The 21,585-nt window shown below is 48.9% G+C and carries 21 protein-coding genes; 20 read left to right on the plus strand and 1 reads right to left on the minus strand.

From position 1 onward, the window contains the following. The first annotated feature begins 2 nt into the window (after nucleotides 1-2). The 4 genes from gspF (at nucleotide 3) to H8L47_RS16230 (ending at nucleotide 4,005) form a co-directional block, all read left to right on the plus strand. Complete coding sequence (gene gspF / locus H8L47_RS16215) at nucleotides 3-1,223, plus strand: type II secretion system inner membrane protein GspF (RefSeq protein WP_186954632.1); 1,221 nt, start codon at nucleotides 3-5, stop codon at nucleotides 1,221-1,223. 11 nt (nucleotides 1,224-1,234) lie between these two features. Beyond that, nucleotides 1,235-1,831 (plus strand): type II secretion system protein N, encoded by a 597-nt coding sequence (locus tag H8L47_RS16220; RefSeq protein WP_186954633.1) that lies wholly within the window; start codon nucleotides 1,235-1,237, stop codon nucleotides 1,829-1,831. 98 nt (nucleotides 1,832-1,929) lie between these two features. Next, nucleotides 1,930-2,655: a uracil-DNA glycosylase family protein gene (locus tag H8L47_RS16225; protein ID WP_329605459.1), complete on the plus strand. Its 726-nt coding sequence runs from the start codon at nucleotides 1,930-1,932 to the stop codon at nucleotides 2,653-2,655. Nucleotides 2,656-2,754: 99 nt separating this feature from the next. Continuing rightward, nucleotides 2,755-4,005, plus strand: coding sequence for an HD-GYP domain-containing protein (locus tag H8L47_RS16230; protein WP_186954635.1), 1,251 nt, complete (start codon nucleotides 2,755-2,757; stop codon nucleotides 4,003-4,005). 68 nt (nucleotides 4,006-4,073) lie between these two features. On the opposite strand, the gene H8L47_RS16235 is transcribed toward H8L47_RS16230, so the two are convergent. Next, nucleotides 4,074-5,054: an NADPH:quinone oxidoreductase family protein gene (locus H8L47_RS16235; protein ID WP_186954636.1), complete on the minus strand. Its 981-nt coding sequence runs from the start codon at nucleotides 5,052-5,054 to the stop codon at nucleotides 4,074-4,076. A gap of 105 nt (nucleotides 5,055-5,159) precedes the next feature. On the opposite strand from H8L47_RS16235, the gene surE reads away from it, so the two are divergent. From surE to hflX, 16 genes are all read left to right on the plus strand, one after another. Beyond that, nucleotides 5,160-5,897, plus strand: coding sequence for a 5'/3'-nucleotidase SurE (surE, locus tag H8L47_RS16240; protein WP_186954637.1), 738 nt, complete (start codon nucleotides 5,160-5,162; stop codon nucleotides 5,895-5,897). Beyond that, complete coding sequence (locus tag H8L47_RS16245; RefSeq protein ID WP_186954638.1) at nucleotides 5,894-6,757, plus strand: protein-L-isoaspartate(D-aspartate) O-methyltransferase; 864 nt, start codon at nucleotides 5,894-5,896, stop codon at nucleotides 6,755-6,757. The genes surE and H8L47_RS16245 overlap by 4 nt, the downstream gene beginning before the upstream one ends. 44 nt (nucleotides 6,758-6,801) lie before the next feature. Continuing rightward, nucleotides 6,802-7,740 (plus strand): peptidoglycan DD-metalloendopeptidase family protein, encoded by a 939-nt coding sequence (locus tag H8L47_RS16250; RefSeq protein ID WP_186954639.1) that lies wholly within the window; start codon nucleotides 6,802-6,804, stop codon nucleotides 7,738-7,740. Nucleotides 7,741-7,949: 209 nt separating this feature from the next. Further along, on the plus strand, nucleotides 7,950-8,963 hold the full coding sequence (gene rpoS / locus H8L47_RS16255; RefSeq protein ID WP_186954719.1) for an RNA polymerase sigma factor RpoS: 1,014 nt from the start codon (nucleotides 7,950-7,952) through the stop codon (nucleotides 8,961-8,963). 118 nt (nucleotides 8,964-9,081) lie between these two features. Then, a complete protein-coding gene (gene rlmD / locus H8L47_RS16260; protein WP_186954640.1) occupies nucleotides 9,082-10,416 on the plus strand; it encodes a 23S rRNA (uracil(1939)-C(5))-methyltransferase RlmD in 1,335 nt (444 codons plus the stop codon). Nucleotides 10,417-10,640: 224 nt separating this feature from the next. Next, nucleotides 10,641-11,066 (plus strand): nucleoside-diphosphate kinase, encoded by a 426-nt coding sequence (ndk, locus tag H8L47_RS16265; RefSeq protein WP_110253161.1) that lies wholly within the window; start codon nucleotides 10,641-10,643, stop codon nucleotides 11,064-11,066. Between the two features lie 86 nt (nucleotides 11,067-11,152). Then, entirely contained in the window at nucleotides 11,153-12,313 is a 1,161-nt protein-coding gene (gene rlmN / locus H8L47_RS16270; protein ID WP_186954720.1) for a 23S rRNA (adenine(2503)-C(2))-methyltransferase RlmN, read from the plus strand. After that, complete coding sequence (pilW, locus tag H8L47_RS16275; protein WP_186954641.1) at nucleotides 12,310-13,116, plus strand: type IV pilus biogenesis/stability protein PilW; 807 nt, start codon at nucleotides 12,310-12,312, stop codon at nucleotides 13,114-13,116. Before rlmN ends, pilW begins: the two co-directional genes overlap by 4 nt. Then, nucleotides 13,109-14,122: a RodZ domain-containing protein gene (locus H8L47_RS16280; RefSeq protein ID WP_186954642.1), complete on the plus strand. Its 1,014-nt coding sequence runs from the start codon at nucleotides 13,109-13,111 to the stop codon at nucleotides 14,120-14,122. The genes pilW and H8L47_RS16280 overlap by 8 nt, the downstream gene beginning before the upstream one ends. 2 nt (nucleotides 14,123-14,124) lie before the next feature. Next, on the plus strand, nucleotides 14,125-15,402 hold the full coding sequence (gene ispG, locus H8L47_RS16285; protein WP_186954721.1) for a flavodoxin-dependent (E)-4-hydroxy-3-methylbut-2-enyl-diphosphate synthase: 1,278 nt from the start codon (nucleotides 14,125-14,127) through the stop codon (nucleotides 15,400-15,402). 14 nt (nucleotides 15,403-15,416) lie between these two features. Then, on the plus strand, nucleotides 15,417-16,775 hold the full coding sequence (hisS, locus tag H8L47_RS16290) for a histidine--tRNA ligase (RefSeq protein WP_186954643.1): 1,359 nt from the start codon (nucleotides 15,417-15,419) through the stop codon (nucleotides 16,773-16,775). A 42-nt stretch (nucleotides 16,776-16,817) separates the two neighbouring features. Continuing rightward, nucleotides 16,818-17,474: a YfgM family protein gene (locus H8L47_RS16295; RefSeq protein ID WP_186954644.1), complete on the plus strand. Its 657-nt coding sequence runs from the start codon at nucleotides 16,818-16,820 to the stop codon at nucleotides 17,472-17,474. Between the two features lie 12 nt (nucleotides 17,475-17,486). Beyond that, the gene (bamB, locus tag H8L47_RS16300; RefSeq protein WP_186954645.1) at nucleotides 17,487-18,647 is read left to right on the plus strand and encodes an outer membrane protein assembly factor BamB; all 1,161 of its coding nucleotides are present in this window, start codon (nucleotides 17,487-17,489) and stop codon (nucleotides 18,645-18,647) included. A 5-nt stretch (nucleotides 18,648-18,652) separates the two neighbouring features. Then, on the plus strand, nucleotides 18,653-19,996 hold the full coding sequence (der, locus tag H8L47_RS16305) for a ribosome biogenesis GTPase Der (protein ID WP_186954646.1): 1,344 nt from the start codon (nucleotides 18,653-18,655) through the stop codon (nucleotides 19,994-19,996). Nucleotides 19,997-20,178: 182 nt separating this feature from the next. Continuing rightward, nucleotides 20,179-20,415 carry an RNA chaperone Hfq gene (hfq, locus tag H8L47_RS16310; RefSeq protein WP_186946602.1) on the plus strand — a complete coding sequence of 79 codons (237 nt, stop codon included), beginning with the start codon at nucleotides 20,179-20,181 and terminating at the stop codon, nucleotides 20,413-20,415. A gap of 34 nt (nucleotides 20,416-20,449) precedes the next feature. Continuing rightward, nucleotides 20,450-21,577: a GTPase HflX gene (gene hflX / locus H8L47_RS16315; RefSeq protein WP_186954647.1), complete on the plus strand. Its 1,128-nt coding sequence runs from the start codon at nucleotides 20,450-20,452 to the stop codon at nucleotides 21,575-21,577. The last annotated feature ends 8 nt before the right edge of the window (nucleotides 21,578-21,585 follow it).

Raw genomic sequence — 21,585 nt, forward strand, 5'->3', positions numbered from 1 at the left:
GCATGCCAGCATTTCGATATGAGGCGGTTGATATTGCAGGTCATACCAGCAAAGGTGTGTTGAATGCAGACAGTGCCAGGTCGGCACGCAGTGATTTGCGTGCCCAGGGACTGGTGCCGGTCAGCGTTGAGTCTATCGCCAACCAGATGGATGCGGGTGGTAAGCGCAAGGCAGTCTTTTTTGGCGATCGTTTGTCAACAGTGGAAATCGCCTTATTTACACGACAGCTATCGAGCCTGCTGGAAGCCGGGCTGCCTCTGGAGCAATCCTTGTCAGCCTTGCTGGAGCAGGCGGAGCGAACTTATGTACGCGACCTGGTTGGGTCAATACGTTCAGAAGTCATGGCCGGTAACTCACTATCTGATGCGCTGAAGCAACACCCCAACGACTTTGCTGACATTTATTGTGCGCTGGTGTCGTCGGGCGAGCATATCGGTCATTTGTCGCGTGTTTTGTCGCGGCTGGCAGATTACATAGAAAGACGTAATGCGCTGGTGCAAAAGGTCAGGCTGGCGTTTACCTATCCGGCGATTGTGACCGTGGTGGCTTTTGCGATTGTGATTTTCCTGCTGACTTATGTGGTGCCGCAAATAGTTTCCGTGTTTGCCAACACCAAGCAGAAATTGCCTTTCCTGACATTGGTGATGCTTGCTATCTCTGACTTTGTGCGTGCCTATGGCTGGATTGTGGCTTTGCTAGCAGTTGCTGCTTTTTCTCTGTGGCGGCTGGCGTTGCGTAATCCTGACTTTAAGATGCGTTGGCACCGGTGGCTATTGAGTGCGCCCTTGTATGGCAAATTTGAACGTAGCCTGAATACAGCCAGGTTTGCCAGTACCCTGGCGATTACCACAGGATCTGGCGTACCCATCTTGCAGGCATTGCAAACCAGTCGCGAAACTCTCTCGAACGTTGCCATGCGCGCCCAGGTGGAAGAAGCAACGGCCAGCGTCAGGGAGGGTGTCAGTCTGGCGCGTGCCTTGTCAGCTCACAAGCATTTCCCTCCCATGTTAATACACATGATACGCGCAGGTGAGGTAACAGGTGAACTGCCTGCCATGCTGGAACGTGCCTCAAATACGCAAGAGCAGGATCTTGAGCGAAGGGCTCTCACCATGGCTGGTTTGCTGGAGCCTGTATTGATATTGACCATGGGTATCGTCGTCTTGCTCATCGTATTGGCTGTGTTGATGCCCATCATAGAAATAAATCAGTTGGTACGCTAAAAAGGATAAAAATGAAACGCTTACCTGTCCTTGTGACTTTTCTCATGTTTGTCGCACTTTGTGCGTCCCTGAGCTATTGGGGTTTGCGGCTGTTCAAGCCACAGGCCAGGGCAGTCGCTGCTGTTTTTCAGCAAGGCAGTTATGAGCCTGGAGCCGGGCAGTGGGGTGGCATATTTGGCGCCAGCCAGGTCATGCAAGCCAGTGCAACTAACTACCAGTTAAAAGGTATCGTCCTAGCGAAAAGAACTGAACAGAGTCTTGCTATCATCAGTGCCAATGGCAAGCCAGCATTGGCAGTTGCGATGAATAAGGAAGTTGCACCCGGTGTGATCCTTAAGGAAGTGCATGATCAATATGTCATGGTGTCCGAATCGGGTGCCATGCGCCGGGTAGATTTGCCACAGTTGCCTGAGTTGAGTCGTGGATCAGTGCAAATCCCGTCTTTGAATCCATCAGGTACGGTGCCGCCACAAGTCGCACCTGTTGCTTTTCCACCACCAAAACGTAATGATATTCCTGGCGGTCCTGTGAGTAGCCCAGCGCCCCCAATGGTGACCCCGGGTATGCCAACGGCTTCGCTGCCAGCAACCATGCCGGGTGGTCAGTAAAGATGGCGTGGCAAAACGATAGTCCTGAAGATGTGCTTCTCTCAATTGACAAGGCGCATCCGTCATGGCGACCTGTCTTGGAGGCTGGATTGCAACAAGTGCACGCAGCCAATCCGAGTTATTTTTCAGGCTTAAAGAACTCTGTCTGCCTGCCAAATCAAGCTAGATTATTTGCTGCATTTTCCATGCCCATGGATGAAGTGCGTTACATCTTGATGGGTGAGGGGCCTTACCCCCGTTCTGAAAGCGCAACGGGTTACTGTTTTATGGATGGTGCGGTAAAAAGTTTGTGGTCGGAAGAAGAAGGTGGTGGCTTGTCAAAAAAAGTAAACCGCGCGACCTCTCTGCGCAATTTCATGAAAATGCTGCTGGTTGCGTCCGGCCATTTGCAGGAGGAAGCAACAGCCGGACAGGCTATGGTTGCAGTTGCCAACCAGGCCCGCCAGCCAGGCAATGGTTTCATACAGACTTTGGATGAATTGCAACAAAATCTGGCTGCTCAGGGATTTTTGCTGCTGAATGCCAGCCTGATTTTTCGTGAAGATACAGCCCCAGCAAAAGACGCCAAAGCATGGCAGCCATTTTTGCAAACAGTGTTATCTGCGTTATATCATCACCAGCTCGCACACATGAAGTCCCCTGCCGTGTTAGTCTTGTGGGGGAAAATAGCTGAACAAATACGGCCGCTGCCTGAAACTAAGCCGTATGAACAAATTTGTGCAGAGCATCCTTATAATTTAAGTTTCATTGCTAATCGTGTTATGCAGGCTTTATTTCGCCCAATGGAACTTTTGAAAAAATTGCCTGATAGAAAAATTTTGTAAGATACTGCTTTAAATTCTGGCTTGCTGAGCAGCTTTGTAGAATAATTGTCTGGCAGATCTCTCAGATCTGTTCACCTTATTCATAACCACATCCTGCCTATGTTGAAGAAAATTGAAATTACTCAGCTGAGGGTTGGCATGTATGTACAGGAGCTGTGTAGTTCGTGGATAGACACACCTTTCTGGCAAAAGTCTTTCATGTTGTCAGAAGCGGAAGAATTAAAGAAGATTCAAGCAACCCGTATTCGCCATGCCTGGATTGATGTCAGCAAGGGCCTGGATGTATTAGGTGAGCCTGATGTAAAACTTCAAGCTAAACCAGATCCTGAGCCTGTACCCGAGCCAGTTCCCGAAACTGTACCAGCACCTGCACCACGTCAAATTGCAGCTGTTTCCATGGATGATGAGCTGGGGCGTGCCTCTGCCATTGTCAGTAAATCCAAGCAGGCAGTGTTCTCCATGTTTAATGAAGCGCGCATGGGCAAGGCGGTTGATGTTGACAATGCGCAATCTATGGTGGAAGAAATTGCCGACTCCGTGATGCGCAATCCGGGTGCGTTAATCGGGCTGGCCAGATTGAAGACCAAGGATGACTACACCTATATGCATTCGGTCGCCGTATGCGCACTGATGGTGGCCTTGGCAAAGCAGCTAGGTTTGTCTGAGGAAGAAGCGAGAGAGGCCGGTCTGGCAGGATTGTTGCATGACATAGGTAAGATGATGGTGGCTGCCGACATCTTGAACAAGCCTGGCAAACTTACCGATGCTGAATTCGTCTCTGTCAAGGAGCATCCAGCTGCGGGCTATAAATTACTGAAAGATGCTAAGGGCATTAGTGCCGTTGCCCTTGATGTTTGCCTGCACCACCACGAAAAAATCGATGGTTCTGGTTACCCAAATCGTTTGAAGGGGGATGAAATCAGTTTGTATGCCCGCATGGGTGCAGTTTGTGACGTGTATGATGCCATAACTTCTGATCGTCCCTACAAGCAAGGCTGGTGTCCGGCAGAATCATTGCGCAAGATGGCAGAATGGAGTAAGGGGCATTTCGATGAAAAAATATTCCAGGCTTTTGTCAAGAGTATAGGTATTTTCCCTGTCGGTACCCTGGTCAGGCTGGAGTCTGGTCGTTTGGCTGTCGTGGTTGAGCAACAAGTGGGCAAGTCCCTGTTGCTGCCTAAAGTCAGAGTGTTTTTTTCTGTTAAATCCATGGCGTATGTTGCGCCTGAGCTTATCGATTTATCCAGGGCAGGCATGAATGACAAGATAGCTACGCGTGAAGATGCAGCCAAATGGGGTATCAAGGATATTAACCGCTATTGGCTAGGTGAAGCAGCAAGCAATCGCTAGCTGCTTCCCTGGCTTTGTTGTTAAGTATGACGCCCGCACGATTACGAGGTGTATGGCTATATGGAAAGTTACTTCTCGGGTTGTATGACGATTTTGCCCGTGACTTTGCGTGCTGCCAAATCATTAAGCGCTGCTGGCGTGTCTTTGAGCGCATACCGGCCAGAGATGTGCGGCTTGATTTTACCTTCATGCAGCCAGCCCATCAGTTCACGCATGGCAGCCAGGTTGGCTTTGGGCTCACGCTTGGCAAATTCACCCCAGAATACCCCAACCAGAGAAGCACCTTTGAGCAGAGTCAGGTTCAATGGCAGCTTGGGTATTTCACCATTGGCAAAGCCCACGACCAGATAACGACCCCGCCAGCCTATTGAGCGGAAGGCTGGCTCTGCATATATCCCACCCACAGGGTCGTAAATAACGTCCGGCCCTTTGCCATCGGTTGCGGCCTTGATGGCTTCACGCAAATCCTGATTGCTGTAATTGATGGTGACATCTGCACCATGCTGTTTGCAAACTTCCAATTTTTCATCAGTAGATGCGGCTGCAATAATGCGTGCGCCCAGGGCTTTGCCAATTTCTATGGCTGCCAGGCCAACACCGCCCGCAGCGCCCAGCACCAGCATGGTTTCGCCAGCTTTTAATTGAGCGCGATCGACAACTGCATGGTGGGATGTGCCGTAAGTCAGGGTGATCGCTGCTGCAACATCAAAGTCCATGCCCGGTGGCATCGGCATGACGGCATTGGCTGGAGCAACTACTTGTTGTGCAAATGCACCATTGCCAATAAAAGCAATCACCTTGTCGCCGACTTTGACATGGCTGACATCTTCACCAACCGCGTACACGATTCCGGATAATTCACTGCCGGGGGTAAATGGTAATTCAGGCTTGAACTGGTATTTGTTCTGTATGATCAACACATCCGGGAAGTTGACGCCAGCCGCCTTTACATTGATGGCAACCTGGCCGAGGGCTGGTACCAGATCTGGTAAGTCTACTATCGCCAAAGTGTCTGGCAATCCCCACTCCTTGCAAACAACAGCTTTCATCTTGATGTCTCCATAAAATAGTACGACCGTTTGATTTTGTGATTATGCCGTAAAAATCTGTTCTCTGTAGAAATTTATATTTCAGCATCAGGTAGAATACAAAACATGAAAATTCTGATCAGTAATGATGATGGCTATCTGGCTCCAGGCATCGTGGCGCTAGCTGAGGCCATGGCGTCAATTGCCGAAGTAACTGTGGTGGCACCTGATAGCAATCGCTCGGGCGCATCGAATGCTTTGACGCTGGACCGGCCTTTGAGTGTGCAGCGTGCCAGCAACGGGTTTTACTTTGTGAATGGTACACCTTCTGACTGTGTGCATATTGCCCTGACAGCCATCATGAAAGATAAGCCTGATCTTATCGTCTCCGGCATCAATCAAGGGCAAAACATGGGCGACGATACCTTGTATTCCGGTACTGTAGCTGCTGCGACAGAGGGATATTTGTTTGGCATACCAGCAATTGCTTTTTCTCAAACTGAAAAGGGCTGGGCGCATCTCGATGCGGCAGCGCATGTCGCACTGGAAATGGTCAAGCGTGGTTTTCCTGAGCTTGTCAGGCCTTTTTTGCTGAATGTAAATATTCCAAATTTGCCGTTTGATCAAATTCTGGGAGTGCGCAAGTCGCGTTTGGGCAAGCGCCATACTTCCGAGCCTGTGATACACATGATAGACCCGCATGGCAGGGATATCTACTGGATAGGCCCTCCAGGGGCGGCAAGAGATGTCGGCTCCGGTACGGATTTTGATGCAACCACCAAGCATTTTGTGTCAGTGACCCCCCTACAGGTAGATTTGACCAATACCCGGCAATTGGCTGACTTGGATATGGATTTTGCATGACGGCCAAAGACAAACGTTTTCCTTTGTCTTTGTCTTCTGTGGTCAATCAAAAAGACAAAACAAGTAGCGGTACCAACAGGCCTACTATCATGCCACAAACAGCGATGCGCAATGCAGCCCATCACATGAATGGTGTTGCTGCAGCGAAGTTGGCCAAGTCGCAAGAGTTGCATCTGCCTCAAGGCGCTGTTTCAGGTAGTTTGTCGCCATCCTTGTTGTCCGGTCCATTGGTTTCAGAAGGAGTAAGACGGGCGATGGTGGCACGTGTGGCACAACAAGGTGTCAAGGACACCACTGTGCTGGCTGCCTTGCTGGCGGTGCCCCGGCATCTTTTTCTGGAGTCTGGCATGGCCAGCCAGGCGTATGTTGATGCCTCTCTTCCTATTGGGCATCATCAAACCATTTCGCAGCCATATATCGTTGCCCGCATGCTTGAGATTATGCGCAATGGTGGCAAACTTGAGCGCGTACTTGAAATCGGTACTGGTTGTGGTTATCAGGCGGCCGTGCTTTCTGTCATTGCAAAAGAAGTCTATTCAATTGAGCGTATCAAGGCTTTGCATGAACTGGCAAAAAATAATTTGCGCCCTATGCGTATCGCTAATATCAGGCTGCATTATGGTGATGGTATGCTAGGTTTGCCTGATCAGGCACCGTTTGACGGTATCATACTGGCTGCAGCAGGAATGGAAGTGCCGCAAGCCTTGCTGAAACAATTGCGGGTGGGAGGCAGACTGGTTGCTCCGGTCGGTGGGCGCAACCAGGTTTTGCAACTCATTGAGCGGGTATCGACCTATGATTGGAATAGTTCAGTGCTGGAACATTGCCATTTTGTTCCTTTGCATTCTGGCGTAATTTAAGTTTATTCTCAAAGACAATGAACTTGATGGATTAAAAAAAAGAAATGAAGAAAATACAGCATATATTACAAACTGGTTTTGCAGTAACCGTACTGGCAGGCTTGACAGCCTGTAGCACCAACTTGCCGAACAGGGCGCCAGTAGTGGAGCGTGGGGTCGAGTCCCGGCCGGTTGAAACTGTTACCACCGAAGTGGCCAAGCCAGTTATCAAAGCACCAGACAGTATACGTGGCACTTATGTCGTCAAGCGAGGTGATGGTTTGTACAGGATCGCGCTTGACCATGGTCAGAGCTATAGCGATCTGGTGGCTTGGAATGATTTAAAAAATCCGAATGACATCAAAGTGGGGCAGGTATTGCGTGTCGCTCCTCCGGATGGCAGTCAACCAGCACAAACTTCGAGTATTGCCTCCAATGCTGGGATAGAGGTTAGGCCATTGGCAGTCAACCCTGCAACCAACAAAACTTTGCCGCGTGGCGACAAACGCCCGTTTTCTGACGCCAATCTTGCTGAGTTGCAAAAGGGTGATGTTGTAGTAGCGGCCGCCGTGCCAGCCAGTAAAACAGAAACTATCACTCCAGTTAAAGTAGTAGAGTCGGCACCGACAGAATCTGAGACGGTTGAATGGATGTGGCCAGTAGACGGTAAAGTCCTCGCAACATTTGACGATGTTAAGAATAAAGGCTTCGACATCGGCGGCAAGTTGGGGCAGGATATATTGGCGGCAGGATCTGGCAAGGTCATGTATGCCGGTAGCGGCATCCGTGGATATGGTAATCTTGTTATCATTAAACACACCAGTAATTTGTTGTCTGCTTACGCGCATAACAAGGCCATCTTGGTAAAAGAAGGGCAGTCGATTAGCAAGGGGCAAAAAATTGCTGAGATGGGAAATTCGGATAGTGATACAGTGAAACTGCATTTTGAAATCAGGGTGCAGGGTAAGCCAGTTGATCCTGCCAGATATTTGCCTGCGCGCTAAGTGTATTGACAGTGTGCAGTGCGGTGTCGGTTCTGGTTTGTGCTGAAGGTTTGAGGGTAAGAGTAGTGTTGGTGAATTGATATTGGCGTTTTCAAAAACAATTTGTTCAGACTGAAATAAATACCGGACTCGTGAACTAAGCTCAGACTATGCAAAACACTTTAAGCACATATAAGCTGGAAAGCTCTTCCATCAGCGATGAGTCGGATATGTCTGCGGATGCGTCAGGTGAAGATGTGCACTCATCTTCTGATATTGGAGATGCGGCAGACTTGGCTGATGAAGCCAATGATCTGGCTCAGGAGGGGCAGGACGAGCAGGGTGAGGACCCGGCAGCACTTGTTGTTGCCCCCATAGATGAGTTAAAAAATGTATTGGCGGCAGAATTGTCCACCGATACCACCCAGTATTATCTGAACCAGATAGGCACGCGGCCCTTATTTGCTTTGGCTGAAGAACTACATTACGCCACATTGGCCAAGCAGGGTAATTTTGAAGCCAGACAAAAGATGATAGAACACAACCTGCGGTTGGTTGTGTCGATTGCCAAACACTATATTAATCGCGGTGTTGCCTTGCTTGATATGATAGAAGAGGGCAATCTCGGCTTGATGCATGCGATAGATAAATTCGAACCCGAACGCGGCTTCCGTTTCTCAACTTATGCAACCTGGTGGATACGCCAGAGCATAGAGCGCGCTATCATGAATCAAGCCAGGACCATACGCTTGCCGGTGCATATGGTGCGTGAATTGAATCAGATATTAAGAGCCAAGTACCATCTTGAATCGCAAAGGCGTGATGGCAGGGATGCTGCGCTGGAAGATATTGCCTTGCTGGTCGATAGGCCAGTGGATGAGGTGCAGGATATCCTGACCTTGTCCGAGCACGCAACTTCGCTCGATACGCCACTGGATAATGATCCTCAATCCAGTCTCATGGATATGTTGCCTGGTGACAGCGACGATGCGCCTGACATACGCGCGGAGCAGCATGAAATGACCATCCTGGTCAGGGATTGGTTGTCAAAGTTGCCTGACAAGCAACGTATTGTTATAGTTCGCCGTTTTGGTCTCGATAATGATGATCCGGCAACCTTGGAAACCCTGGCAGATGAAATGGGGATAACCCGTGAGCGTGTGCGTCAGATACAGCAGGAGGCGCTGATCAAACTCAAGCGTTCGTTTGCTTCACGTGGCGTAGGGCGTGATTCTGTGCTTTAAGGCATATTCGCTCGTCAATTCGCATATTTCTTGGGTTGCGCATCCGCGCATCTCTTATAATTCCGTCTTTTAAATCTCAATTCCTATCGGCGCGATATGTCTCGCGCCGCCAATTTCCATGAATACAATAGAAATTCGCTCTTTAGATATGGACGCGCGTGGCGTCGGTAATTTGCAAAATGAAGATGGCACTGCAGGCAAGGTGGTCTTTGTCGATGGCGCGCTGCCGGGTGAATTGGTGGAATTCAGTACCTACAAAAAAAAGGCAAGTTGGGAGGCTGCGACCATGATGAGCCTGGTGCGCGAGTCTTCGCAAAGGGTGGAGCCTAAGTGTGAATTTTTTGGCACCTGCGGCGGTTGCTCCATGCAGCACTTGGATGCCAGTGCCCAAGTGGCCATGAAGCAGCGTGTGCTGGAAGATAACCTCTGGCACATCAGTAAGGTCAAGTCCGAAATCATGCTGCGCCCCATCATCGGGCCGACCTGGGGTTATCGCTACCGTGCCCGCCTGTCAGTGCGTCACGTCATTAAAAAAGGCACAGTACTGGTCGGTTTCCATGAGAAAAAATCGCGTTATGTCGCGAATATGGAAGCCTGTGAAATTTTGCCAGCACATGTCTCCGCCATGCTCATGCCCTTGCGAGGTCTGGTTGCATCTTTGTCTATCGTTGAGGCTTTGCCGCAGATCGAGTTGGCCATAGGTGAAGGTGTGACTGCCATGGTCTTGCGCATTATGGCGCCATTGACCGAGGATGATGAAATTAAATTGAAGGCATTTGCAGATCAGTATCAGGTCCAGTGGTGGTTGCAAACCAAGGGGCCGGAGACTGCCACGCCTTACTATCCTGCGACCAGTGAATTGCATTATCTATTGCCAGAATTTGGCGTAAAAATGCCTTTCAAGCCCACTGATTTTACCCAAGTAAATCATCATATTAACCGCGTACTGGTGGCGCGTGCCTTACGTATGCTGGATGTGCAAAAAGATGAGCGTATTGCTGATCTGTTCTGCGGTCTGGGTAACTTCACTCTGCCTATCGCCACACTTGCGAAAGAAGTGGTAGGTATAGAGGGTAGTGATGCCCTGACTGAGCGAGCACTGGAAAATGCCAAACATAATGGGCTGGCTGATAAAACATCATTCAGTACGCGCAATCTGTTTGAGATAACTGCGCAAGACTTCGTGAAGTTGGGTAAATTTGACCGCTTTTTGATTGATCCACCGCGTGACGGTGCCATGGCTGTGTGTCAGGCGTTGATTGATCTGGGCGAAATTGCACCTGAGTTAAAGCCCAAGCGTCTGGTCTATGTCTCATGCAGCCCATCAACTTTGGCCAGGGACGCTGGCATGCTGGTTAATCAAGCTGGTTACCGCCTCAGCAGCGCTGGCGTTATCAATATGTTCCCGCATACTTCGCATGTGGAATCCATGGCAGTTTTTGATCTGATTTAGATTTTTTGCAGTGGCAAATCGAGCGTCATTGCTGGCAATTGGCAGTGGATTTGCCTTAATGCAATGAAATCCTTGTTTCAGATATTAAAAGCGCAATTGCTTCAGTCTGCGATCAATTGTATTTCTTGAAAGACATATCTGGGATGGTGGTTTCGTGGTAAAATCTAAGGTTAGATGAATTCTCGAAATTTTTCTTAACCCTTTCTTTTTATTGGAGTTTTTAGATGGCTATCGAACGTACATTGTCTATTATTAAGCCTGACGCAGTTGCAAAAAACGTCATCGGTCAAATTTACAGCCGCTTTGAAGGCGCTGGCCTGAAAGTAGTTGCTGCCCGTATGGCGCAGTTGTCCCGTGCTGAAGCTGAAGGCTTCTATGCTGTTCATAGTGCACGTCCTTTCTTCAAGGATCTGGTTGACTTCATGATTTCCGGTCCTGTAATGATCCAGGTTCTGGAAGGTGAAGGCGCAATTTTGAAAAACCGTGACCTGATGGGCGCGACAGATCCTAAGAAGGCAGACGCTGGTACTATCCGCGCTGATTTCGCTGACTCTATCGATGCTAACGCTGTTCACGGTTCTGATGCTCCAGAAACAGCTGCTGTGGAAATCGCTTACTACTTCCCAGCGTTGAACGTTTATTCCCGTTAATTCAGACTTTGTCTGCATGTAACAGAATAAAGAATTAAGATATACACCTCATACAGTCTGGTGCTGTATGAGGTGCGAAAGAGAAGATCATGACGGTACTCACAAATTTATTGGATCTGGATCCAGCGCAGCTCGTCGCATATTGCGGTGACTTGGGTGAGAAGCCGTTTCGTGCCAAGCAATTGCAACGCTGGATACATCAGTTTGGTGCTCGTTCGTTTGATGAAATGACAGACCTCGCGAAATCCCTGCGCGAGAAGCTCGCAACGCGAGCGATGATTGCCGCTCCCGCCGTGATGAGTGACCATACTTCTACAGATGGCACTAGAAAGTGGCTGGTTGACGTCGGCCAGGGTAATGCGGTAGAAACTGTATTTATCCCTGAAGAAAATCGCGGTACCCTTTGTATTTCTACTCAGGCTGGCTGTGCCGTGAATTGCCGTTTTTGTTCCACCGGCAAACAGGGTTTTAACCGCAATTTGAGCGTAGGCGAAATCATAGGCCAACTCTGGATGGCAGAATTTGAATTGCGTAAGACCAAAGGTATTGCTCCTGGCCCTAAGGGTGAACGTCAGATCACCAATGTGGTCATGATGGGTATGGGCGAGCCTTTGCTGAATTTTGAACCAACTGTGACTGCCTTGCGTCTCATGCTCGATGATAATGCCTATGGCTTGTCGCGCCGCCGTGTGACGCTATCTACCAGTGGTGTTGTGCCCATGATAGACAAGCTGTCGCAAGAATGCCCGGTCGCGTTGGCGGTGTCGCTACATGCATCGAATGATGCTTTGCGTGACAGCCTGATACCACTGAATAAGAAGCACCCATTGAAAGAGTTGATGGCGGCTTGCAAGCGTTACCTTGAATTTGCGCCGCGCGACTTTGTCACGTTTGAATATTGCATGCTGGATGGCGTCAATGATACTGATGCCCATGCGCGGGAATTGATAGAGCTGGTGCGTGATGTGCCATGCAAGTTTAATCTGATTCCTTTTAATCCTTTCCCGGAATCTGGCCTGAAACGCTCGGCCAATCCACGTATTAAAGCATTTGCCCAGATTTTGCTGGATGCGGGCCTTGTGACCACCACGCGTAAAACCCGTGGCGATGATATCGATGCAGCTTGCGGTCAATTGGCTGGTGAAGTGCAGGATAGAACACGTGTGCAAGAACGCATGCAAAAGATGGCGGAATATCAAAAGAAGTTTGGTGAAAATTTTGGCAAGATCGTGGAGATCACTCAGTGAAAATTTCTCAAATGTGTCAGTACTTTTTGCGGGGTATGCTGCTGGCATTGGCATTAACCCTTTCCGCCTGTGCAAACAAGCGTCTGGAAGGTGAGCGGCAAGAGGAAAATGTTTCTGTCGAAAAACAAGAGGCTCAAAAACGTGCTGCCATACGCATGCAGTTGGCGATAGGTTATTACCAGCAGGGGCAGCAAAAAGTAGCTCTGGAAGAAATTCGCCAGGCATTGCTAATTTCTTCTGATCTGGTTGATGCTTACAGTTTACGTGCGCTGATTTTTATGGATATGGGTGAAAAGCAATTGGCTGAAGATAATTTTCTCCATGCTTTAAAGCTCGCGCCGGGCAATAATGACATAGGAAATAACTATGGGCGTTTCTTGTGTTTGAATGGGCGTGAAAGTCAGGGACTAGTTTACCTGGATAAGGCAATCAAAGATCCCAACTACGTCACGCCAGGTAAAGCACTGAATAATGCTGGCCTGTGTAGTTTGCGCATGAAGGATTCGATGGGTGCTGAACGTTACTTCATGCAAGGTTTGCGTGAGGAGCCTGCCAATCCTGCAATTAACGCCAACCTCGCAAAGATCCTCTATGAGCGCGGTGAGTATAAGCAAGCGCAGTTTTACATGAGTCGCGTATTGAAGTTTGATGTGTTGGCTGCTGATGTTTTATGGTTGGCAATCAAAATTGAAAGGAAGTTGGGGGATGAGGCTGCTGTGAGTAATTTGGGTACCCAATTACGCCGCCGTCACCCTAACTCTAAAGAATTGTCTCAGTATCAACGTGGAGTTTTTGATGAGTGAAGCGGGAGCGAATTTACCTGTTGAACCCTTGCCTTCGGAGATGTCTGAGCACAAGACGGTATTGTCTGTTGTGCAGACTGCTGGTTCACAATTATCTGCTGCACGTAGTCAAATGGGGCTGAGTTTGCAGCAGGTTGCTGATCAGCTCAAACTATCTCAGCGTCAAATCAGTGCGCTGGAGAATAATCAGTTTGACGATTTGCCAAAAATGGTGATCGTGCGTGGTTTTGTGCGGTCGTATGCAAAACTCCTTAAGCTAGACCCTGCACCTATCATTAGTTGTTTGCCTGCAGAGGTGGGCTTGTCAGGGTTGGTGACAGATATGCGCCCAACTTTGGCCACGCCTTTTATGGAGTCGCGCACACCATTTCTTGGGCGGCAAGACAGCAATAACCGCAAATATCTTATTGGTGCAGGTTTGTTGGCAGCATGTGCTCTGATTTTCTTGGTAGTGCAAAAACTGGAGCAGAGCGACTATTTTAAAAATCTTCTGACTTCGCAAACTTCGGGAAAGCCAGTGGAAGTAGCTTCAGAAAAAATGCTTGAGAATGCTGAGCCGACACCAGTTAACACTGTCGTTGTAAAACCAGTTACACCAGTGCTGCCTACTGTAGTGGCGACGGTCAATGATTTTAAGCCAGAGGCGCGTGATCAGGTCGCTAGTCAGTCTCAAGTGACGGAGAATGAGCAATCGGCTTCCAATGCAGTTATTGCTCCGCAAACTGTTGTGCCTCTGGTTCCATCGGTAACTCCGGTTGCGGATTCTGCTAATAACCAGTTGAAGTTGAAATTCAGGCAGGATTCCTGGATACAGGTCAAGCGTGAAAACGGCAGTATTGTGACCTCTCATTTGGCGAAAGCGGGTACTGAAGAAGTATTTGACATGAAAGAAGCCTTGCAATTGAGGATAGGTAATGCTGCTGGTGTGGACGGCTGGTTGCGCGGCAAGTCCATGGAAATAGCGCCCGGCAAGGATAGTAATGTCATTAATATGAATGTGAAGTAATGATGACGGATTTTTTATCGGAAATCGGTTCTGGTCCCAAGCTGAGACGCGCATCCCGTTCTGCCAAGGTGGTATATGGCACCCGTGAAGTTCTTGTGGGTGGTGGTGCTCCTGTTGTCGTGCAATCCATGACGAACACCGATACTGCAGACGTGATTGGTACGGCAATACAGATCAAGGAACTGGCGAGAGCCGGTTCCGAGCTGGTGCGCATCACTGTCAATAATGCGGAAGCGGCGGCGGCTGTGCCAGCAATACGTGAGCAGCTGGACAGGATGGGTATAGATGTGCCGCTGGTAGGTGATTTTCACTACAACGGCCATACACTGTTAAATGACTTTCCTGATTGCGCGAGGGCGTTATCGAAGTACAGAATTAATCCGGGTAATGTAGGGCAGGGCGCAAAACGTGATACTCAGTTTGCCCAAATGATAGAAATGGCCTGTCGCTACGATAAGCCGGTACGCATAGGTGTTAACTGGGGGAGTCTAGATCAGGCGTTGCTGGCACGCATCATGGATGATAATGCCAGGCGTCCGACTCCCTGGAGTGTGCAGGCTGTCATGTATCAGGCTCTGATTACCTCTGCCATTGAGAGTGCGCAAAAAGCCGAAGAACTGGGTCTGGCAGGTGACAAAATTATATTGTCTTGCAAAGTATCTGGCGTTCAAGATTTGATCGCGGTTTACCGCGAATTGGCAGCGCGTTGCGATTATCCCTTGCATCTTGGTTTGACCGAAGCAGGTATGGGTAGTAAGGGCATTGTTGCCTCAACAGCGGCATTGTCCGTGCTGATGCAGGAAGGCATAGGCGACACCATACGCATATCCCTGACGCCAGAGCCAGGCGGTGATCGCTGCAAAGAAGTTATCGTTGGGCAGGAGATTTTGCAAACCATGGGCTTGCGAAAGTTCACTCCTATGGTGATCGCCTGCCCGGGCTGTGGCAGAACAACCTCAACGGTATTCCAGGAGCTGGCAGACGATATCCAGAGCTTCTTGCGCAATCAGATGCCAGTCTGGAAAAGCCAATACCCAGGCGTTGAGAATATGAACGTCGCCGTCATGGGCTGCATCGTCAATGGTCCTGGTGAATCCAAGCATGCCAATATTGGTATCAGTTTACCCGGAACGGGAGAGTCACCCGCTGCCCCGGTCTTTATTGATGGCGCCAAGGCGCTTACCTTGCGTGGCGATCGTATCGCAGAAGAGTTTCAGGACATCGTGCTGGAATATGTCAAGAGTCACTATGCACCAGTGCATGGCGTAATAAATAATTAAATCAGGTAGCAAGCATGTCGGAAATAAAAAAAGCAGAAAAAATAGCCGGTGTGAAAGGGATGAATGACCTTTTGCCGGATGATGCCCCGTTATGGGAGTTGTTTGAAAATACTGTGCAATCTGTATTGAAGAGTTATGGTTTCCAGCAAGTCCGTACTCCTATTGTTGAGCCTACCAATCTGTTTGCGCGTGGTTTGGGTGAGGTAACGGATGTCGTCGAAAAGGAAATGTATTCCTTTGAAGATTCCATGAATGGCGACAAGCTGACTTTGCGCCCGGAAGGCACTGCTGGAGTAGTGCGTTCTGCGATAGAACATAATCTTATCTATGATGGTCCAAGGCGCTTGTGGTACACCGGCCCTATGTTCCGTCACGAGAAGCCGCAGCGTGGCCGTTATCGTCAATTTCATCAGGTGGGTGCAGAAGCGTTGGGTTTTACTGGTCCTGATATCGACGCAGAACTAATCATGATGTGCCAGCGCTTCTGGGATGATCTGGGTTTGGATAATGTGCGCCTGGAATTGAATTCTATTGGTGATGCAGAAGAAAGAAATCAGCACAAGGCTGCACTGATCACTTATTTTGAACAACATCAGGACATTCTTGATGCCGAAGCAAAAAGACGTTTGCTGAGTAATCCTCTGCGTATTCTGGACACCAAGAATCCTGCAATGCAAGAGATGGTGAATGCTGCGCCTAAATTGCTGGATTACCTGGGGGCTGAATCCCTTGCGCACTTTGAAGGTGTGCAAAAGATTTTGCGTCATAACAGCATTCCATTCACCATCAATCCACGTCTGGTGCGCGGTCTTGATTACTACAATCGTACCGTGTTTGAATGGGTGACGGATGATTTGGGCTCTCAGGGCACGGTGTGTGCTGGCGGTCGTTATGATGCCTTGTTTGGTATTTTCGGCGGCAAGCCAACACCTGCTTGTGGTTTTGCCATGGGTATAGAACGCTTGCTGGAATTGATGAAAGCCAATGGCGACGTGCATCAACCCGCAATGTGTGATGTCTATCTGGTGCATCAGGGTGTAGAAGCACAAATGCAAGCCATGGTCCTAAGTGAACGTTTGCGTGATGCTGGTCTGGATGTTGTGTTACATTGCGCAACTGCCAATGGTGTGGGTAGCTTCAAGTCACAGATGAAGAAGGCAGATGGTAGCGGTGCTGCCTACGCTGTCATCATTGGTGAGGATGAGGCGAACAATAATACAGTGAGTATCAAGGAATTGCGTGCTGGTGACGCTGAAAATAATCAGGTCAATGTCCCCTTTGATACAGCAGTGGATTACCTGGTAGATCAAATCGCTGGTAGTGCTGAGTCGGATTGCTGCGATGATCCAGGCCACCATCATGTACATCATTAATTCATTTTGATTAAATTAATAGAATAGATAGACGAAGACGCTATGGCATACAATTTAGAAGAACAAGAGCAACTGGATAACCTCAAGTCGCTTTGGAAAAAGTACGGCAACCTGGCAACCTGGGGTTTGATCATTATCCTGGGTAGCTATGCGGGTTGGAATGCTTGGACTTCGCGTCAAACAGGGCAGTCTGTGCAGGCATCGCAATTGTATGAAGAAATGCAAAAATTCATTGTTGCTAAAGATAGTGCCAAAGTACAGGCAGTTGCAGAAGATTTGAAAACCAAATTTGCATCTACCTCCTATGCGCCCATGGCAGCATTGCTTGCTGCCAAAAGTGCTTTTGAAGCCAATGATCTGAAACTGGCTAAATCCCAGTTGCAATGGGTCGCGGATACTTCCAAGGCGGAAGAGTACAAGGCCTTGGCCAGGATTCGACTGGCGGGCGTCGCTCTCGACGAGAAAGCCTACGAAGAGGGTATGAAGCAATTGTCAGGCACTTTCCCTGCTCAGTTTGAAGCGGATGTGTTGGATGCCAAGGGCGATATTTATGTAGCCCAAAACAAAATCGACGACGCACGGACTGCATACAAGGCAGCTTTGGAAAAAATGTCGGAAAAAAGTCCGGGTCGTCAGGCTTTGCAGATGAAGCTGGATGTGATCGGTGGCGCGACAGATACTAAAGTTGTTAGTAAATAAGGGGAATCATACATGCAATTTTCTGCCAAGCTGCTCGTCGTATCGTCCGCATTTATCGTTTTGACAGGCTGTTCCACACTGTCGTCACTCAATCCTTTTTCTTCAAAAGCTGACGCAAAAAACCAGCCTGCTGTCTTGACGGACATCAAGGCAACAATGGCGATCAAATCTAGTTGGACTGTGGCAATTGGTACGGCAGGCAATTATGCTTTCTCGCCCGCAGCGTACGCACAAAATGTCTACGTGGCTGCTGCTGACGGTACGGTAGCACGTATAGAAGTGGCCACTGGTCGTACAGTTTGGCGTATCAATGCAGGCTCGCGTCTGACTGCTGGTGTCGGAGTCGATGCCACATCGGTTGTTGTTGCAGGTGAGAAGGGTCAGGTTTTTGCTTTTGATCTGGATGGTAAATTGCGCTGGAAGGTGCAGAGTACGAATGAGATATTGTCCGCCCCAGCCGTTGGTCAGGGTCTGGTGGTAGTGCGCAGCATAGACAACAAGGTAAGCGCTTATGACTTGGCAAGTGGTGATCGTAAATGGTCGGTGGAGCGTCCACTGCCGCCTTTGACTCTGCGTTTGGCGCCTGGCATAGTAATGAATGGTCAGCAGGCAATTGTTGCCTTGCCTGGTGGTCGCATGGCTGCTCTGGCATTGACCAATGGCGGTTTGCGCTGGGAGGCAACAGTAGGCGAGCCTAAAGGTGCAACTGAGCTGGAACGGGTTGCCGATGTCTCCGGTGTGCCTGTCATTATGGGTAATGACATTTGTGCCAGTTCTTATCAGGGCAGGGTTGCGTGCTTTGATGTGGGTTCAGGTGCGTTGCGCTGGGGCAAGGCATTGTCCAGCGAAGTAGGTGTAAGTGTTGACGAGCGTTTCGTTTTTGCCGCCGATGTTGCTGGTGCCGTCAATGCCTATGCGCGTAACGGTGGTGCCAGTGCGTGGCGCAATGATAAACTTGCTTATCGCCGCTTGTCGGCACCAATTTCATACGATCGCGCAGTAGCGGTTGGTGATTTCGCAGGTTATGTCCACTTCCTCTCAAGGGAAGATGGTTCTTTCATCGGACGTGTTACTACCGATGGTAGTCAGATTTTAGCAGCGCCTTTGGTGGTCGATGCTAAACTGATCGTTCAAACAAAATCAGGATCAGTGGTTGCTCTTGCAACCGAGTAATAATAATGAAGCCGGTTATCGCACTTATAGGCCGACCAAATGTCGGCAAATCCACGCTGTTCAATCGGCTCACTCGTTCACGCGATGCTTTGGTCGCAGATTTACCTGGCTTGACCCGGGATAGGCATTACGGCGAAGGCCGTGTTGGTGAACGCCCCTTTTTGGTGATTGATACAGGTGGTTTCGAACCTGTTGCCAAAGAAGGCATCATGCATGAAATGGCCAAACAGACTAAACAGGCTGTGGCTGAGGCAGATGTAGTTGTTTTTATCGTCGATGGCCGTCAGGGCCTGACACCGCATGACAAAACCATTACGGATTTCCTGCGCAAATCAGGCCGTTCCGTCATGTTGGTCGTAAATAAAGCTGAAGGTATGAAATATACCTCAGTCACTGCAGATTTTTACGAGTTGGGCCTGGGTGATCCTTATGTGATCTCTGCTGCCCACGGTGATGGCGTAACGGATTTGGTCGAAGAAATGGTCGACATCGCCTTTGCACAGCGTCCGCCAGAAACAGAGGAGCCAGAGTCCAATGTTCGAGGCATCAAGATTGCCATCGTTGGTCGTCCGAATGTCGGTAAGTCGACTTTGGTGAATACCTTGCTGGGTGAAGAAAGAGTAATTGCCTTCGATATGCCTGGTACTACCCGTGACTCCATAGAAATACCATTTGAGCGCGATGGTGTGCACTACTCACTGATCGATACCGCAGGTATTCGTCGTCGTGGCAAGGTGTTTGAAGCGATAGAAAAATTTTCCGTTGTGAAGACCCTGCAGTCTGTGTCAGAAGCCAATGTTGTCTTGCTGCTACTGGATGCTCAACAAGATATTTCTGAGCAGGATGCCCATATTGCCGGTTTTATTCTGGAATCAGGGCGTGCGCTGGTTGTCGGCGTGAATAAATGGGATGGCTTGCAAAGCGACAGGCGCGATGAAATCAAGCTGGATATTGAGCGTAAGCTGAATTTCCTGACTTTTGCAAAATTTCATTTTATCTCCGCACTGAAATCAACAGGTATAGCTCCCTTGATGAAGTCCATCGATGCGGCTTATGCTGCAGCAATGGCTAACTTATCGACGCCTAAACTGACGCGCGCTCTGATCGAAGCGGTAGAGCATCAACAACCCAAACGCAAGGGGTCAATACGTCCCAAGCTGCGTTACGCCCATCAAGGCGGACAAAATCCACCTATCATTGTTATCCATGGTAATGCGCTGGAAGCTGTGGGTGATGTGTATAAGCGTTATCTGGAAAAACATTTCCGCGAGACTTTCTCATTGACGGGAACTCCTTTGAGAATAGAAATGCGCTCAGGCAAGAACCCTTTCGACAAGTCGTCAAAGTAATTGGCTGGCAAGTATTAAAAAGTGAAAACAGCTTGGTTCATCTTCTTTTGCAGTGAAATTTAAGCAAGGATATGCAATTAAAGTGAAAATAGATTACATTACTTTGTAATCAACTTCTGGGAATACTTGTATTTTAATAAGTAGTCCCCAACTCCTAATCACAACAACACAATGGAGCTGTTATGAGCAATAAAGGGCAATTATTACAAGACCCATTTCTGAACGCCTTGCGTAAAGAACACATTCCTGTATCAATTTATCTGGTCAATGGCATCAAATTGCAAGGACACATCGAATCTTTCGATCAGTACGTCGTTTTGCTCCGTAATACCGTTACGCAAATGGTATACAAGCATGCAATTTCTACCGTCGTGCCAGCACGTGCAGTAAGCATTAACACTGAATCAGAGGCTGAGTAATTTTTTGAGTGCTGAATTTGGAAAACAGTCGACCATGCGCGCAGCGTTGGTTGGCGTTGATTTTGGCAAGGACGACTTTGCTGCCAGCCTGGAAGAGCTGTCTTTGCTCGCGCAATCTGCGGGGGCAGAGCCGGTTACAACTATTACTTGTAAACGCTCCAGTCCCGATGCTGCTCTTTTTGTAGGTAGTGGCAAGGCGGATGAAATTGCCCATGCTGTCGCCGATGGAGTGCTTGAAATCGTCATATTTAATCATGCACTTTCTCCGGCGCAGCAAAGAAATCTGGAGCGTCACTTGAAGGTGAGGGTGGTGGATAGAACCAGTTTGATACTGGATATTTTCGCCCAGCGCGCCCACAGTCATGAGGGTAAGGTGCAGGTTGAGTTGGCTCAGTTGCAGCATCTGGCAACAAGACTGATACGAGGCTGGACGCATCTGGAAAGGCAAAAGGGTGGTATCGGCTTGCGTGGTCCGGGTGAAACGCAGCTAGAAACTGACCGTCGTTTATTGGGTGAGCGTGTCAAAATGCTCAAGCAAAAGCTTGAGAAATTACATAAGCAACGGGAAACCCAGAGGCGTTCACGTGGACGTAGCAATACCTTATCGATTTCGCTGGTCGGCTATACCAATGCGGGCAAATCCAGTTTGTTCAATACGCTGACCAAGGCTGGCGCCTATGCCGCCAATCAGTTATTTGCAACATTGGATACGACTTCACGTCGCTTGTATCTCGGCGATGCCGGAAATGTCGTGATTTCTGATACGGTTGGCTTTATACGTGAATTGCCGCATCAATTGGTGGCTGCATTTAGAGCAACTTTGGAAGAAACGATACATGCAGACTTGTTATTGCATGTAGTGGACGCAAATAGTCCAGTGCGCTTTGACCAGATTCAGCAGGTCAACCATGTATTGAAGGAAATTGGTGCAGACCATATTCCACAGATGCTGGTGTGGAATAAGATAGACCTGGCAGGCTTGGAACCTTCGATTGAAGTAGATGAGTGTGATAAAATTCAACGGGTTTTTTTGAGCGCTCGTTCCGGGGCAGGTATAGGTTTATTGCGCGAATCCATAGCAGAATTCGCTCTGGCAAAAAAAGCCGGTATTGCGCAATTGGCAATCCCGGAATTGATTGATGCCCGCTTTGATCTTCAGTAGTCCAACCC

The sequence above is a fragment of the Undibacterium umbellatum genome, assembly GCF_014284125.1.
Classification (GTDB): domain Bacteria; phylum Pseudomonadota; class Gammaproteobacteria; order Burkholderiales; family Burkholderiaceae_D; genus Undibacterium; species Undibacterium umbellatum.